Source organism: Psychrobacter sp. TWP2-1-2, assembly GCF_049896785.1.
Classification (GTDB): Bacteria; Pseudomonadota; Gammaproteobacteria; order Pseudomonadales; family Moraxellaceae; genus Psychrobacter.
Window position 1 is genome coordinate 73,726 of sequence record NZ_JAFCVA010000004.1, and the last position, 16,592, is coordinate 90,317.

Sequence of the window (16,592 nt, forward strand, 5' to 3'; positions counted from 1 at the left end):
ACTGCGGCTTAACTGGCACTCTGTGTGTCATTTTTAATATATGTTTACACCTTTGGACTGATAGAGAAGGGCTTGTCATGGTATGGACTCAAACAAAGCGGCATGTGCAACTGAGTAGTGCCCATCCTGATATTGCCACCAGTCTCATTCAACAGGCTGACTTGGTTGAAAGCTTACTCGGGATGCCATTGCCCGACAGTGTTTGGAGCAAGCCCGCGCTTATGCCAGCGCCTACTTCCTACCCAAGCCCTTATCATCAAGATCAACGGGCGCAGTCCTACCAGCAGCGCCAGCTGGCCCTCTATTGTGGCTACCGTATTAGCATTACTCTACTGCATCCACGAGCAGGACTGGATACAAAGCAATGGCTAGGGCAAAGTCTCTCGATACATTGGCATACGGGGGATACGCTACTACCAAGCCAAACCCGTCACGGTATCATTACCGAAGCCGTTGCTCTCGGTAGCAACAGTGGTATGGCCGCTTATCGCATTATTTGCGAGCCTAGCTTAAGTCAATTACGCCTGAACAGTCATAATCGCCGTCATCATCATCTCAGTCTCAGTGACCTCATTACCGATATTATCAGTCCATACGATATGAACGTTGAGATTGACGAGCGTCTCAGTGATGACAGCAACTGTCATATTCAGCACAGCGTCCAATACAACCAAACTGATCTGGCCTATTTAACCCAATACCTTGCTCTCTATGGCATCACAGGCTATTACCGTCACGAAGCAGACAAACATACCCTAGTCTTACTACCTAGTGATGGAGAAGAATTGCGTCCTGATGTCAATGATATTCAAAGCACCTTAAGTCAAAACCCTGCCAACCTTGCTGATAGACAAGACCGCATCACTGCCATTCGTCCGCGTATTGCTCAGCATACTCAGCAAAGCGACTTATATCGTTACGACAGTCGCTTGATGAGTACCTATACTGGTAGTAGCAGTAGCGAGCAACCGATCGATTCATCAAACAGCACGCATCAGCGCTTTTTACACAGTCATAGCCGTTTTGACGATGACGGTCTCGATAAGCTTGCCACCCGCTACCAGCAGAACGCACAGCAGCGTGCCAATCTAGGCAGCCTAACCGGTAACATCCGTCATCTGAGTTTACCAAGTAGCCACTATATCGATGGCAACCCTTATTTAACCGATCCCATCAGTCTGGTGTCTATTCATCAGCATATCAATAACCATATACCCGCAGACTGGCTTGGTGCAGCGCTCTTTGATCCCATTACCTTACAGTCCAATACCAACCATGCCAGTCATGACAATGATGACGGCAATGACGACAACGTCCATCACATCAACGCCTGCTACCTACCGTTTCCGCACCATCACCATATTCCCTATGGGGAACAGCTGGACAAACTTGGACAACCGCATCCGAGTCTGACAGGTCTGATGAGCGCCAGTATTATTGACACCGATAGCAGCGCCATTACTCATGACCGCAACCATCGTGCCCATATTAGATATCACTGGCAAAGCGAAGGCGACGACAGCGCGCATTGGATACCGATCGCCAGTCACCTCGTCGCCGATCACATGGGACAAAACCATCCGCTACGTCATGGACAGCATGTGCTCATCGACTTCATCGGCGGTAACATTACTCATCCCATCATAATCGGCAGCACCCATAACGGCCAAGGTAATACTGATGCTCAACATAATAGTATCGTCAGTGATACCGACACTATTGACGCCACCAGTCCCGCTTGGTTTATCAATCAAAGCCATACTTATCCCATAGACGGTATCAAGACTCAAAGTATTGATAGCAGTCGAACAGGTGAGGCCACCAAAGACAGCCTTATTAACGGCTACAACCAGCTCATGTTTAACGCTCATCCTGACAGTCCGCAGATTAATGTCTATAGCAGTAGCTATCAAAGCAGCCTAACCATTGGTCATCTGTATCAGCATACCGACCACACCCGAGGACAAGCCCGTGGACAAGGTATCAGTATCGAGACCCAAGCCGCCGCCAATGTGCAAGGCGGTACAGGCTTACATATCAGTAGCCAAGCATCAAACCCCACATCAAATCCTCACATGAGCCATAACAGCCACAGCAAACTACAAACCGCTGACCAACACCAACAAGCTTACGCTCAGCTGGCTGACACCCATCAGCCAGTGGGACTAGAGGGCAGCAGAAACAATAAGAGCAACCAGAATAAGAATAACAGTAAAGAAGATGCACAAACCCCATTTGCCGAGTTTAGCAAAGACACTAATGACGGAACCTTAAACGAAGCAGGTCAATGGCAACAAGCCCATCTGCTGATCGACTCTCAGCGTCATCTCGCACTATTAAGCGGACAACACAGTCAGCATACCAGTACCCAAAGCGTGCACAGCCATGCGACAGACAATACCCATCATCACAGTCAAACCCAGATGAATCAATTGGTGGCAGGGGATATTCACTACTACAGCAATAAAGCCCAAACTCATACCGCCGCTCATGGCGATGTGACCATACAAGCACATCAGAACGAGATGCGCCTCGACAGCGAGCAAGTATTGCGACTCCATAGCCGAGACAGTATTGAGATTATCGCCCCTGATACGCTAACACTGAAAGCAGCAGGCAGTGGTATTGAGATATCGGGTGGTAATGTGACGTTTATCACGCCAAGTCAGGTGGGCTATAAGGCAAGTAAGGTGGATTGGGAGAGTGGGGGTGAAAGTAGTCCAACGATTACTATGCCGCAAGACGAGCTTGCCGACTGTGCTGCCAAGACTGGTAGTGCTGGCAATAAAGGTGGAGCGGTTTAGGTATGCTAATACCAAAAGTAGAGTTTCTCGATGATATTCAAGCGACTGACGATTATCAAAAGCAACTTAAGGCTTTATATCTAACAGTCTCTGACAATCAATATCAAACGCTGACAGTCCTTATTGATCTAAATATTTACGGTACAGCTGTCTTTGACTTATTAGACTGCGGCATAGATTTGCCATTTGAGCGCATCAAACGCATTCATCATAGCTTTAGCGATGATTTGGCACTTATTAAGATGTCACTTGATAGTAGTACAGGTCAACGGCTACTCGAGCAGCTACTGGCATTGGCACTATATGAAAACACCAATGATATATCTGGTTATCCGCATTCGCGTAGCGTCTGTCTATGGCTATTTGATCAACCAATCACAGAAACGCTTACACATAGTATATATCTGATAGGACAGGCATATGGAATAGGGACAAATAAGCGTCGCTATTTGCGCTATTGGGATCCTAGAGTGTTAGCGCTATCAACCTATATTTGGACAGCTGAACAAAAGCTACAAATATATCAACTGCGATTACCTCGTATTCATTATATAGATTTGAATAACACCTTTACGGAGATAGCGTTGCCGACACCCAATGAAGTATATCCGTCTAATACGGAAGTGGCGTTAAAGCAGCTCCAGCCTTTACCTTTTCGGTTCAGTCAGCAGCAGTGGCAGGTGCTCATACAGACAGAGTGGATAAATATGATACTGCGGCAGTTAAAGGGTCAAGTGGTAATTACCCATCGAGTTTATGAAATAATCATAAGCCAAGCTCTACTGATTGCTCAGCGTAAAATGTCGCAGCAGCAAGCCGTTAAGAATATCATTAAAGACTTAGAGCGAATGAAAGGTAAGGGGATAGTGGCATGAGCAACGATTTAGGTTTTATAGATGGATTGACATCAAATAGTAAAAATAAAACTGAGCCTGTAGTATTAGAGCCTGACTATGAAATTCTTATTGAACCTGATTTGCTTGAAGTGGAATTAGAAACAATTACAGTAACAGCAACATCTTGTCGTGATTACGAATGCGGAGCTACAGGTATACCGATTTTACCTGTAGTATTTAGTCAGCGCGACTATGGATTGAATTGTAATGATAAGCGTTATTTTAGAGATAGGTTATCTTCACATTTAGCTAAACATAATGCTATTACTAGCCTACCTACACAGACCTACCTTTATTGCTTCTATGACTTTGTTGGTCCTTATGGAGATGACGAAAAGTATATTTCAGAGATATTTACTGGTAAAGATGGTGCATTACGAAGAGTTAAAACTTATGAAGAAGATGATTTTGTAATAAAGGACAAAGAAGACGTTAATAAGATAGAGGTAACAAATATAGATGAGCCTGATAATGACAGCCTCGAGGAAATGGCACAGCCAGCTCTCTGCGATAGAAACTATCATAGTACGTTAGATAGTAAGTATCTCACCTTAGATCCAGGTGGAATAGTATGGCTTATGGGCAGTCATGCCAAGCTAAGTAAAGAAACATTAAAAAAATACTTTTATGATGAAGCACTGCGCGATAAGCGTATGCAAAAGTTCGTCGTTGATGACTTGACTGATAATAAAAATACTAGATATATGTCTAAATTTTTACCAGAACTGGATTATATGAATAGTTTTCATCAACGAAAGCGGTTAGAACAGGGCGGTGATATCGATGATAAAATTGCAATATATGAAAAAGATCGAAAAGAAGACATTCAAGGTGCTATACGTTCTGCTTTTCAGCTATACAAAAGTATGGAAAGAAGTATTTCGGAAAGAGTAGAGACGCTTCAAAAAAGTATTGACGATGGATATAGTGACGAATTGGGTAGAACTGAATTGAAGTTTTTAAAAAAAGCAAAACCCATGATGGTCGCCCTGCCTGATCCCGTAGGAGAGGTGGTAGCAGCAGCAGAAAAATGTAATTACCTAATTAGCCAGCTTAGTCAGCTATCGGAAAATAGCAATCTGCGCAAAGTAGCAAACGCGCTGATTATAAAAAATCTTGAAGAATCGAGTATAAAAACAACCAAATACGAGGGTAAAGAGTGGTTTAATTGGGGTGATGATGACTATCTTGGTACTTTTTTAAACGATATATTTAAAGATACGGATCGCGATACACTTATATTCAAACATATCAATGAAAGTAATTACCGTTCTTATCTACGAACCTCTCAGCAAGTTATTGGAATAAAAAAGCAACTTCTTGAGGCACGGAAAAACTATATTTCTATCATTACGGATACGGAAAAACCGTTAAATTTTCAGTACATTTTAGAAAATGATTTTGATATCAATCTTATCCATGACGAAGAAACGGCTAGAGGTTTTGAGGCTATAGTTGCTGGTTGTATTACTAGTTGTGGAATTGATGATAGTAACCTTGGACTACCGCAAAGTATTCTTGATTCCTTTGCAAAGTCTGCATCAAAAGGTAATGATATCGCTGATGAAGAATTTCAGAAAGTATTATTACCTCAGCTTAGTCAAAGCACTGAAATAAATCAAAACTGGTTACTTAAAGCGCTTGGTGGATTAGATAAAGACTTAGTCCAAAAACTTTATGATTTTAGTAAACAAGATAGAGGGACGGAAGCTGCGGGTGCAGGTATTGACTATCTTGGCGAGAAGATTAGCGTTAGTGAACTTGAGAGCATAAAAGTCAACAGTGAACGCAGCGCTGCTGCTAATAAGAATGCTCTAGTTAAAACTCTAAGCCAAAACTTAATTAAACTGTATCATCATGATCCAAAAGCTTTTAAAAATTTACATCTTACCCTACAAGCAAGTATTTATGGTCATACTGGCATCAAGATTGTACCGAGGCGAGTTATCGCTAGTATGGATACGATGTCAGCCTTTGCCAATTATGCTATGGATATGACTGTACCAAAAACACTAAAAGACGCTATCAATGCTAGAGCACGTAAAATCAAATCAGGAGCGATCAATAAGTATGAAGGTATGTCAGGCAATACAGTCACGCGGTTACCTAACATTGATACTCCTGCTCAAGCGCAGATTTATATACTCAATCATATTGATGAAGCGAAGCGAAGCAATAAGAGTGTTAGCTCTCTTGAACCTCTTAACAATGGAAAACCTATCAACCTTGATGCTTTAGATGCAGAGCAGCTAGCAGCTGAGGCAAGGCAGTGGCGTGGTAAAAGCGCAAATGTCGCTGCTGGTGGCTTCTCTATCTTTATAACCTTCTTTCAATTAAAGTCAGTCGTTGCAATCCTACCATTTCTCTCAAAACTCAGATATGCAGGTGATAAATTATTATTAACTCAAACACAACTAGGCACAGTAAGTACCAGTCTAGCCATTGTGACAGCTAGTATGGATACCACAGCAGCAGGGGCAAGTATAATAGGCAGAACCAGCTTTGCCAGCAAATTAATATATGGGGCAGGATGGGTTGGTGTAGTTGGGGCGGTATTGGAAGTAGGAAGCTTGACTATTTATGGTTATCGTAAGTTTAATGATGGTAACATTCCATCTGGTTTATTAACCATTGGATCAGGCGTATCTGTATCTGCTTCGGCCGCAGCGGGATTAATTTATGGTTATGCAGCAGTTAGTACGTCATCAGCTGGAACAGCTGCTATTCCCGGTGCCGTATTATTATCTATTATGATGATAGGATTATCTCTAAGCTATAGCTTTCAGCGTCTAGCTTACAAGTATGATGATAAACAAAACGTACTTATTGAATATTGGCTAGACAACAGCGTGTTCGGTAATCAAGCTATGCGAGGACAAGACTATTATCTAATAAATCCGTTCCAGTCAAAGCCCGCTTTTAATAGCTTAGCAGAGGATATTAGCGGTTTTATTACCGCTTGTTCAGGCTTTTTTGCAAGAAGTGCGTTAAGTAAAAACCACGGTAGAACAAATGGGATATTAGGAGGTGCTGTTGCTGGCATACATGGTATCAAATTTAACAGCCAAGTCGTGATGGGTCAGTTTATTGACAGTAGTGAGTTGCATATTTCTATTGAGCTAGTTACGAAAGATGGCAAGGTTTTGAGCAATTTATTCAATATGTCATTATCATCTGCTAATGGCTCACTACAACCTACTGGAAATGGCGCATATTTTGATCACAGAAAAGTTGTTATAGAAAGCAAAGATAGCGGTACTGTGGTCACTGTCAAAGATATCTATATCAAAGACAGCGTCTATAGTGCAGATAGCATTCAAAAGGGCAGAGTAATCATTAAGTATATCGCTGATGCCACTCAAAACCCTATCTATCCACTCTATGACTTTGCTTACATGGATAATAACAAATACTGAGCCAGTGACTACACAATATATTTAAGTTGAGTTCTATTATGTTCCTACCACTTCCACCTAAGCCCCCAGTGTTCAAAATAATCAGTCGCCCCTATGAAGGTAAGATATCCAGCTTTAAAGAAAAAAATGACAGTATTGATAGACTAAGTAATCTTATTCATGAGGTCAACCCAGATTATTTACTGTTTCATCCAGTGATTAATTCTATTCAAAATGTATGGCTTTTAGCTTCTTATGGGTCATTATGGTTGTTTGGTCAGTTCTTCTTTTTAATATATGCTATGTTCAATGCAATAATAAAAGAAGGAGTACCAATTTATTATTTCTACGCAACTATATGTCTTATTTTCATTTTCATTACTTTTTTTACTGCCCCTTTCCTAACACTTAAGCAGCTGGTTATTAAAAAATCTCGATACAATAAAGTCTTATTACTAAAAAAAACCCAACAAATTGCTTACTACGAACACAATCGAAAGCAAGAACCTATCTTTCATCTGATTAATTATAAAGATATTACAGCCTCTGTCAGACGTAATGAAGGCTTAATATTTGAAGTTCTCAATCTTCATGTTATTGATGAGTCAACAGGGGAGTTGATACATTCTATTAGCTTTGAAGATATGCGACTCAACTCCTACGATCAATGGGCATTCATCCGCACCTACATGGAGCGTCCAGCAGAAGAGCTGCCTTTAAACACAGAATACGCTCAAGCGTGCCCAACGGACATGAGTCAGTCATTATTTGCCTGTGCTGATATCGCTCAAACCTCCAAAGAGTTTTATGATAAGAATCCTACTCATGAGTTTCGTCTCGCTGATTGGATTATTAGGTGCTGCACTATCAGCTACTTAGACCTTGCCGAGGGTAATATCTATCAATCAAGCGCCAATCCTGCTTTGCATCCTGAAGTGCAGCGACGGCTCATGTGGGATGGCATAAACAATCCGTATAACATCTTGCCTGTCACCGCAGAGCGCCAAGCCGCCTTTGCAAACCAAAATCAAGCCGTTAAGCGGAAATGGTATTCAGGCATTGCTGTGAATGCAACGTGGTTTATCGGTTCGATACTGTATGTGATGCTGGTGATTGCTTAGATAAAAACTTATCAGCTAACATCAATTAAACAGTATGAGTACCGCTAAAAATGAACAACTACATTATAAGACCGCAAGAGATTTACTTATTAGAACGCTATAGTTCACCCGCTTACTTTAAAGAGATGCGCGATGCCTTTGCGAATATGCTAGAAGCTGCTGAATATGCATTGGAGCTATTTGTCAATGATTTACCCTTTGATTACCGTACGCGTCCTATCAATAGACAACCTGATATCGTTTGGGGCGAGCGGGTATTGCCAAACCTACGTAGCACTTTAGACAACCTTAACGTCGGTTATCAAGAGCTGTTAAAAGGGGATCTAGCAGCAATAGGCTATGGCGGTAATGTAAAAAGTGATTTTCGGGCTATCAGCATGGATTACGATATCGACTGGATGCCAGAGCAGCAACAGCTGAATTATGAGAAATGGGAAAGAGAGGCAAGCTTACGCGCTTTTAACATGGGAATAACCAGTTATTTTGGTTGGTGTTTATACGACTTAATAGAAAATTATAGCATTGAATCAAGAGGAGCGCTTAATGCGCCTGAATCATGGCCTATCTATAGTCTCAATCAAAAATATAGCGTTAAGGTAGATGAGGTCGTCCCTGTCGCTGGCATTTATGTACCAAATCGAGCAGATGCCAGTGCTCAAGTGCTATTAGATGGCATGTTAGCGAATGAAGCTAATGTCGGTTATGACCCTGATACGACACATGCTGTCGGTAGAGCTCCTGTTACTTGGATGCTCGTTGAGCGTATCGCGGATAGTGGTGGTGGCAGTAGTAGTGTAGTATCGGAATCTTCACGTTGTGAGGCAGATCATCCTTGTCCGCAGACAGGATATTGGTGGTCACCTGCCAGTCAGGAGTTGCAGCATTTTCAAGCAGAAGACATCATGCCAGACATGACTAAAGGAAGGTGGGAAACCATTTGGTATTTTAACGCAACCAACCCGATGACTATTCAACCTACCACGAGTTATATAAAAAGGAAAAGAGCCAGGCGACCTAAAGCTTATAAATGACACAATGGAAATGCGTATTCAAATAACTATGTTAAATATACTTTTTTTACTACAGTCATCGTCGATATATCGATTCTGCTGTTTGTTAAACAAAACTGTGGAGCCACTATCTATGAGCAATTATTAAAGGCTATCTTTATGCAGGCACTGCGTTTATTTATGCTCACGGATTCCAAATTAATGCTTGCGCTGGCTAGTGTCACCAATAGGCCGTTAAGTACTATGAAAGTGGCTGCTTTTTTTATCATGTTAGGGTCGTTCTATCTATTTTTTATTACGACACAAGGTTTGCCTTTTCAGAATGGGATAATAGGATGTGGCTAACTATTGATTATATACAATTGATATAGCTTATTACCCTAAACGTGAGAAGGACGTTTAACAGTAAAGCTAGCAGTTCATTACTAGTAAATTGTCTAAATAGTGGAAAAAATTTAGTTTAATAAGAGAAAGTGCACAATAAGAAAAAGGCTTCCAATTGCTTGGAAGCCTTTTAATATAATGGTACCCGGAGCCGGACTTGAACCGGCACGCTATTACTAGCGAGGGATTTTAAATCCCTTGTGTCTACCAATTTCACCACCCGGGCAAAACTTGTATTATCTAAAAGTAAGCTTTCTACTTATTAGATAGTGGTCGCTATTATAAGCATTTATATTAATAAAGCAAGCTAAAATTAATATAAATCCTAATAAAATTTTAACCTAAATAATTGGAGGCTGAGGTCGGAATCGAACCGGCGTTAACGGAGTTGCAGTCCGCTGCATGACCACTCTGCCACCCAGCCAATCAAGGACGCCTATATTAGCAAATATAATTTAAATTACAAGTTATTTTTTCGCTAAATGCGAATTATCTACTCAATTCTCCTTATTTGACTATAAATTAATGGCTATTCAAAGTATTAACAGGTCAAATTAAGCCATTATCAAGCATAAAAATCAGGGATGGTTCGTCAAAAAACATCATAATTATCGAATATAATGTGCGAAATAATATCTTCATTATTTCGTTGTGTGTTTGATAAAACGAGATAGGGAATAGATAGTGTTTTAGAAAAGCTTCGATTGAGCTAAAAAGGAGACAATTTATTATCGAAAAATCAGGGTTGTATGTCTGTCATTAAAACGCTGCAAATGAGAGTTTATGAATGAGTGCGCTTCATGAGAGAGTCGAGCATAAAACTTTATAGGTCTGAATAATTCGAATAGTAAGTGACTCTGTTATCACGCAAAAAACCCGCTAATCCTAAGCCATAACGCTCAGCGACACGCACTGCCGTACTGGTAGGTGCAGACATACCGACTAGCCAAGGGATGCGCCCACGAATGGATTTTTGTATCAGTTCAATCGATAGGCGCGAGGTCATAAGGACGCAGCTAATCTCTATTTTATTGCGCAGTTGCCAACCGATCAGCTTATCAAGCGCATTATGGCGCCCTACATCTTCGAATAGGTATAGCTGCTGATTATACATCGTAGCAGCGGCGTGTACGGCACCGGTCAATTGGTGCGTATGCTGCATCGCATCGACCTGCTGGCGTATTGCTAATAGACAGTCAAGACTTGGTGTATCTGCCTTTTGTCTGTTTTGACGATAGATACTCAAGTCAGGCAGTGCTTGTGTTAGCCCTGTGATGCCGCACATACCACAACCTGTACGCCCTGCTAGCTGACGTTTTTGCGCTTGGATACGCTGATGGCAACGCTGGTTTAGTACTAGCTCCACCACATAAATGTCATAATCTTGCAGTGACGATAAGCTTTGTTCAAATGCTGCAGATTCTAAACTTTCATCCGGAGCATCTCTTATAAATCGTTCCTTTATAAATGAGTCTTGCGTGAATTGTTGATAATTTCCAATATCATTCAGTTGGGTAACTTCCCAATCAAGCAGCTCATGGCTATGTTGAATTAAGCCTTCGCTAAACAAAAATCCGACGGCTAAATACTCTAGCTCCTGAGGGCTTGCCATCAATACCGCATAGTGAATACCATTGATAACGATAGCAACCGCAGCTTCCACTGCCAAGCTCGCTGATTGGCAGTCGATACTGATTTGCTGCATATGGGTCTGTGCAATATTAATCTTAGCAACACGGGTCTCAATAATGTTGTTAGGGTTATATTTATCTGTCGGATAATGATGCTTTTGCGCCCAATGATTACGTGCAAGCGGCGTTGCAGATGACTTTAGAGTTTCTGATGTCTTATTTGTTAGGGTTTTTACCGAAAAATTATCGCTATATTTTGCGTCAGTTTCAGTATCACTTTGGGCAATCATAATACCTCGTTATATCGTATGGTCATTACCAAAGTTATCATCTCCTTTAAATATATGCATCATTCAGTGATTCGCCCGTTGCTGACTATGCATGATCGGTCGTACCAGTATTTGCCTCAACGCGTTGCAAAACAACGGTCGTCGATTTATACGCTGGTATGTGAGAGTCTGGTGCATGCGTGTCTAAATCAAATAAATCATTACATTCAGGATAATAAGTTGCGACAGCGTTAGCGGCGATATCCATCTCAGTCAATACTAACGGCCCTAGCGCGCGTGGCTGAACGGTACCGTCTGTGTTATTTGAACCATTTGAGATGGCATGACGGGATACGATTACTCGGTCACCTGCTTGCCAACCCAAACGAGTCATCTCATCTGGGTGCATAAACAACACATCACGGCGATTGGTTTGGCGATAGCGATCTTCAAATCCGAAAATCATGGTATTAAATTGGTCATGGCTACGGACACTGGTCAATTGCCAAATTTTTTGTTCATTGTTTGGCGCATTATTAGTCTTATCATTGGGTTTTTTGTCATGATGAAAGGCTAAGGAGGTCTCTGCCATTTGTGCTGCGACGTAGGTGATAGGGTATTGTGGTACTTCAAATTGCGCTTTGCCACTATCAGTATTCCATACACGATGACGCGCAGAATGGTACAAATGAAAGCCACGCTCTGTTGCGCGAATACGCTGATTAAAGTCTTCAAAACCGTCAATCGCTTGGGCGATATAATCACGAACGATGTCAAAGTCTTCACTCATTGCTTGCCAAGGAATGGACGAATCAGCACCAAGCACGTGAGTGGCGATATCTGCCACAATTTGTGCTTCAGACTTTAACGTACCGCTGACAGGTTTCAGGTTGCCTCGAGTGGGTACAATCTGACACATGGAATCTTCGATAGTGGCAAATTGCTCACCTTTGGCAGTAATAATACGTTCGGTACGACCTAAGCAAGGCAAAATAAGATTGTTCGCGCCCGGATACAGCATAGTTTCATTAAGTTTAGTACCGACAAAAATATTGAGCTGAGTGGTGGTTAAAGCGTGTTGAATCGCACTGGTATCAGGTGCTGCCACGGCATAATTACCGCCCATACTCATAAATACTTTTAGCTTACCGGCAATCAATGCTTTCGCACCAGAGACCACATCAAAGCCATTTTCTTGTGGCATCGGACGTTCAAACACACGCTCAAGGCTGTCGAGTAGCTTTTGTGCAGGGCGCTCATGGATGCCCATGGTGCGGTCGCCCTGTACGTTAGAGTGACCACGAACGGGAGACGCGCCTGCGCCATCAATACCAATCATCCCCATCAATAATAATAGGTTGGTAATCATCGCTACATTGTCATCGCCTTGGACGTGCTGAGTGATGCCCATGCCCCAGGTGCAAATGGTCGCAGGACTCGCCGCTACCAGTTTTGCTATATTAATGATTTCCTCTTTACTGATACCAGACCCGCATTCTACATCCGGCCATGATTGTTGGCGCAGCCATGCGTCGAGTGCCTCATATCCTGAGGTATGCTCATCCATAAAGCTTTGATTGATTTTATTGTTTTTAGTCAGCCACTTAGCGATACCTGTTAATAGTGCTGCATCGCCGCCGATCTGAATTTGAATGACCTCATCGACCATCTCATCACTTTGACCAGCTGCCATATGCGTGGGCTTTTGCGGATTTCTAAATTTACGTAAGCCTTGTTCGCGCATAGGGTTGATTGAGAGGATTCGACAGCCTTGCTCGTGAGCATGAGCAAGCATTTCAAGCATGCGCGGATGATTGGTCGCAGGATTTTGTCCAAACATCAATATCAGTTTGGCTTGCTCAAAGTCTTCCAATTTCACGGTCGCTTTGCCAATACCCAACTGTCTACCGAGCATTACCGACGTTGGTTCGTGACACATATTGGAGCAATCTGGTAAATTATTGGTGCCAAAACAGCGCACAAACAGCTGATACATAAAGGCGGGCTCGTTGGTCACCCGGCCAGAGGTATAAAATAGCGCCTGATCTGGCGAATCAAGCTGTCCTAATTGCTCAGCGATACATGTATAAGCGGCTTCCCAAGAGATCGGTAGATAGCGGTCTTGCGCGGCATCATAATATACAGGCTCTGATAAACGACCACTATGCTCAAGCTCATAGCCCGACCAGCCTTGTAACTCGGTGACGCTATGTCGCGCAAAAAACTGCGCATCGGCTTTTTTTGTCATGGTCTCACTGGCGATGACTTTGATGCCGTTTTCACAGACATCAATGGCTTTATGTGACTTATGATCTGGCCAAGCGCAACCTGGACAATCAAACCCGCCTTTGGGCTGATTGCTTTTTAACACACTCAAACCACCACGTAAAAAAGTCTGATAATCCATCAATTTACGAGTAGAGGAAATCAGCGCAGGCCAACCGGCAGCAGGGTGGGAGTAGACAGGAATTTTGCGCATGACAGACCTCATAGTAAATGGCGGTAGCGGACTTTGATATACAGCAACTATATAGTGACGAGCGAGAAGTTTGTAGAAGCATTAACTATAGGTAACAAAAAAACCTTTAAGAAAAATGTATTTCCTTTAAGGTTTATCGTGTCTATGCTCACTCACAAGCGAGCATAGAATGATGTCTTCATAAATGCCATCTTCTTAATATATCAGTAACGCGCGTCTTTAGGTTTTTTACCATTTGGCCAATCATTGACTTTACCAGCAAAGTCAGGGCGCGGCTGATGAGTAAAGAAGTGCGCCACATCGACGGCATCTTGATCGCTCAGCACATTTCCGTGACCCCATAAGCCTTTGGTCTGAATACCCATCGGCATGTTGTATTTTACAAAGGCCGCCGCCTTGTAAGTACGTGCCATACCAGCACCGATGTTAAAGGATTCATCGCCCCATAGTGGCGGGAACACGATATCGCCGCGACTGTCTTTGATGCCTTCGCCATTATCACCATGACAAGTTGCACATTGAGCTTTATAAATTTGTTCGCCGCGGACAGGATCTGGGATTAGTGATTCATCCACTTTACCTGCATTTTGGATATCGACTTTTTGCTCTTTTGGGGTATTTTGCGATAGCCACTTCATATAAGCCAACATTGCCAGCATTTCAGGGGATTCAGGTTTCAACGGTTTGCCATTCATTGAGCGCTGGAAGCAGCCATTAATACGTTTGGTTAAATCGACTTCCTTACCAGATCGTGGCATCACGCGCGGATAGAAGTTATAACTATTGATGTACGGGTCGCCAAGTGGAATTTTACCTTGTGAGATATGGCAGCTGTTACAGTTCATTTGCGCGCCCACATGCTCTGGCAGTAAGCGCTTGGTTTCGTTTAATAAGCGCTTACCATAAAATATCTCATCAGCATTTGGTTCATCCAAGATAGCCGTATCTTGCGGCAGCACATAAGTGCCGATATCTTCGTTGGCATCATTAGCAGTGACTAAGCCGTACTCAGGCGCATTCTGCTCGATAGGCTCGGGCTGAGAGCAACCACTACTGATAGCGGCGATACTAAGCGCTGAAGCAGTAAGGATAGCAGTGGTTAAGTTGCTTATATTAATTTTTTGAGAGATAACGCTAGCAATAGTAGGCAAGTTGAGTGGAGATCTTTTCATTATTCTGCTCCTTTTGTTTGCGCATCAATACTTAAGTCTGGGGCAATATCCGTACTGGTTTTTGGTTTTTTAGCGAGGAAAGCCCGCATTTTTACCACGTCATCGACATCGATTTCAGGCGCTTGGTTGGTCCAGCTATTGCGGACATAATTGACCACTTCTGCCACATCTGCATCGCTAAGATTACTGAATTCAGGCATAGTAAACGCCATACGGTCATGTGGGGTTTCAGGCATACGACCACCGCTTAAGGTAATCTGTAAGACCGAATCGGCATTGTTAGAATAAACCGCACTATTGCCATCAAGCGCTGGGAAAATACGCGCGACTCCTTTACCATCGACACGGTGACAAATTTGGCAATATTCGGCGTACAAAATCGAACCGCGTGAATCATAGTCGCCATCTAGTAATTTTTGCGTAGTGAGGTCTTTTTTCGCAGGCAGTGTGGCTTCTTTGTTTGGTGCTGGCGTTAATGTTTTTAGATAAGATGACATGGCGTTGATGTCGTAGTCGGTCATATACTGGGTGCTATGCTCAACCACTTCGGCCATGGCACCAAAGGCAGCAGTGGTATCAGTACGACCAGTTTTGAAGAAGTCATTTAATTCTGCAACCGTCCAAGTGCCAAGTCCGCGATGCTCACCGCGGATACTTTTGGCGCGCCAACCATCGATGATGGCACCGCTCAAATACTTGTTAGAATCTGCATTACTTAGAGCGATTTCTTGAAAGCCAATACCGCGCCCAGTGTGACAAGAGCCGCAGTGCCCAGGACCTTCGACTAAGTATTGACCACGAGTCAATAGGGCGTCGTCTGTCTCAGGGATAAAGTCACGCTTGCGATCAAATAAGACTTGCCAGTATGCCAAGGGCCAGCGCCAGTTTGCTATCGGAGGGAGCTCGCTTTTTAGATTGGATTGCTTGACGGCTTTAACATCGGACATAAAAAAGGCGTACATCGCGGCTAAGTCTTCGTCTGGCATGAGCTGGTAAGAGGGGTACGGCATAGCAGGGTATAAGGCTTTATTATCACTGCGTACCCCATGCTTCACGGCGTTTTTAAAGTCATCGAAACTATAGTTGCCGATGCCAGTTTCTTGATCGGGTGTGATATTGGTCGAATAAATTGCCCCAAGTGGCGTTAGCATAGGCAGACCGCCGGCATAAGTCTCGCCATTGAGCGTGGTATGACACGCGACACAGTCAGCAGTGCGCGCGATATATTCGCCCTGCTTGATGAGAGCAGGATCAGTGATATTGACCTCGATATCGCTACTGTTGGTGCGCATATTTGGCAGTAATTGCCCAATAATAAAGGCAACCACCAGCCCGATGACGGCTGCTATTATTATAATCAGTGGCCATTTTTTCATAAGCCCGCCCTCCATAAGATATTTTTACTAAGCTTATAATTCATCACCCATATTT

General features: G+C 42.9%; 9 protein-coding genes and 2 tRNA genes. 5 read left to right on the plus strand and 6 right to left on the minus strand.

What is annotated here, in order from left to right:
- Positions 1–77 precede the first annotated feature (77 nt).
- From ACP7AE_RS05255 to ACP7AE_RS05275, 5 genes are all read left to right on the plus strand, one after another.
- Entirely contained in the window at positions 78–2,804 is a 2,727-nt protein-coding gene (locus ACP7AE_RS05255) for a contractile injection system protein, VgrG/Pvc8 family (RefSeq protein ID WP_426241771.1), read from the plus strand.
- Positions 2,805–2,806: 2 nt separating this feature from the next.
- A complete protein-coding gene (locus ACP7AE_RS05260) occupies positions 2,807–3,679 on the plus strand; it encodes a hypothetical protein (protein ID WP_426241773.1) in 873 nt (290 codons plus the stop codon).
- Positions 3,676–7,116 (plus strand): toxin VasX, encoded by a 3,441-nt coding sequence (locus ACP7AE_RS05265; protein WP_426241775.1) that lies wholly within the window; start codon positions 3,676–3,678, stop codon positions 7,114–7,116. Before ACP7AE_RS05260 ends, ACP7AE_RS05265 begins: the two co-directional genes overlap by 4 nt.
- A 281-nt stretch (positions 7,117–7,397) precedes the next feature.
- On the plus strand, positions 7,398–8,216 hold the full coding sequence (locus tag ACP7AE_RS05270) for a DUF6708 domain-containing protein (protein ID WP_320158771.1): 819 nt from the start codon (positions 7,398–7,400) through the stop codon (positions 8,214–8,216).
- Positions 8,217–8,266: 50 nt separating this feature from the next.
- On the plus strand, positions 8,267–9,247 hold the full coding sequence (locus ACP7AE_RS05275; RefSeq protein ID WP_201538902.1) for a hypothetical protein: 981 nt from the start codon (positions 8,267–8,269) through the stop codon (positions 9,245–9,247).
- Positions 9,248–9,749: 502 nt separating this feature from the next.
- Here ACP7AE_RS05275 and ACP7AE_RS05280 read toward each other — a convergent pair.
- The 6 genes from ACP7AE_RS05280 to ACP7AE_RS05305 form a co-directional block, all read right to left on the minus strand.
- Positions 9,750–9,836, minus strand: a tRNA-Leu gene (locus ACP7AE_RS05280).
- A 124-nt stretch (positions 9,837–9,960) separates the two neighbouring features.
- Positions 9,961–10,034 (minus strand) — tRNA-Cys (locus ACP7AE_RS05285).
- Between the two features lie 399 nt (positions 10,035–10,433).
- Complete coding sequence (locus ACP7AE_RS05290; RefSeq protein WP_201538903.1) at positions 10,434–11,531, minus strand: formate dehydrogenase accessory sulfurtransferase FdhD; 1,098 nt, start codon at positions 11,529–11,531, stop codon at positions 10,434–10,436.
- Between the two features lie 85 nt (positions 11,532–11,616).
- Positions 11,617–13,989, minus strand: a complete 2,373-nt coding sequence (locus tag ACP7AE_RS05295) for an FdhF/YdeP family oxidoreductase (RefSeq protein ID WP_426241778.1) — start codon at positions 13,987–13,989, stop codon at positions 11,617–11,619.
- A gap of 203 nt (positions 13,990–14,192) precedes the next feature.
- Complete coding sequence (locus ACP7AE_RS05300) at positions 14,193–15,161, minus strand: c-type cytochrome (RefSeq protein WP_201538905.1); 969 nt, start codon at positions 15,159–15,161, stop codon at positions 14,193–14,195.
- Positions 15,161–16,537, minus strand: a complete 1,377-nt coding sequence (locus ACP7AE_RS05305) for a cytochrome c (protein WP_426241780.1) — start codon at positions 16,535–16,537, stop codon at positions 15,161–15,163. Before ACP7AE_RS05305 ends, ACP7AE_RS05300 begins: the two co-directional genes overlap by 1 nt.
- Between the last annotated feature and the right edge of the window lie 55 nt (positions 16,538–16,592).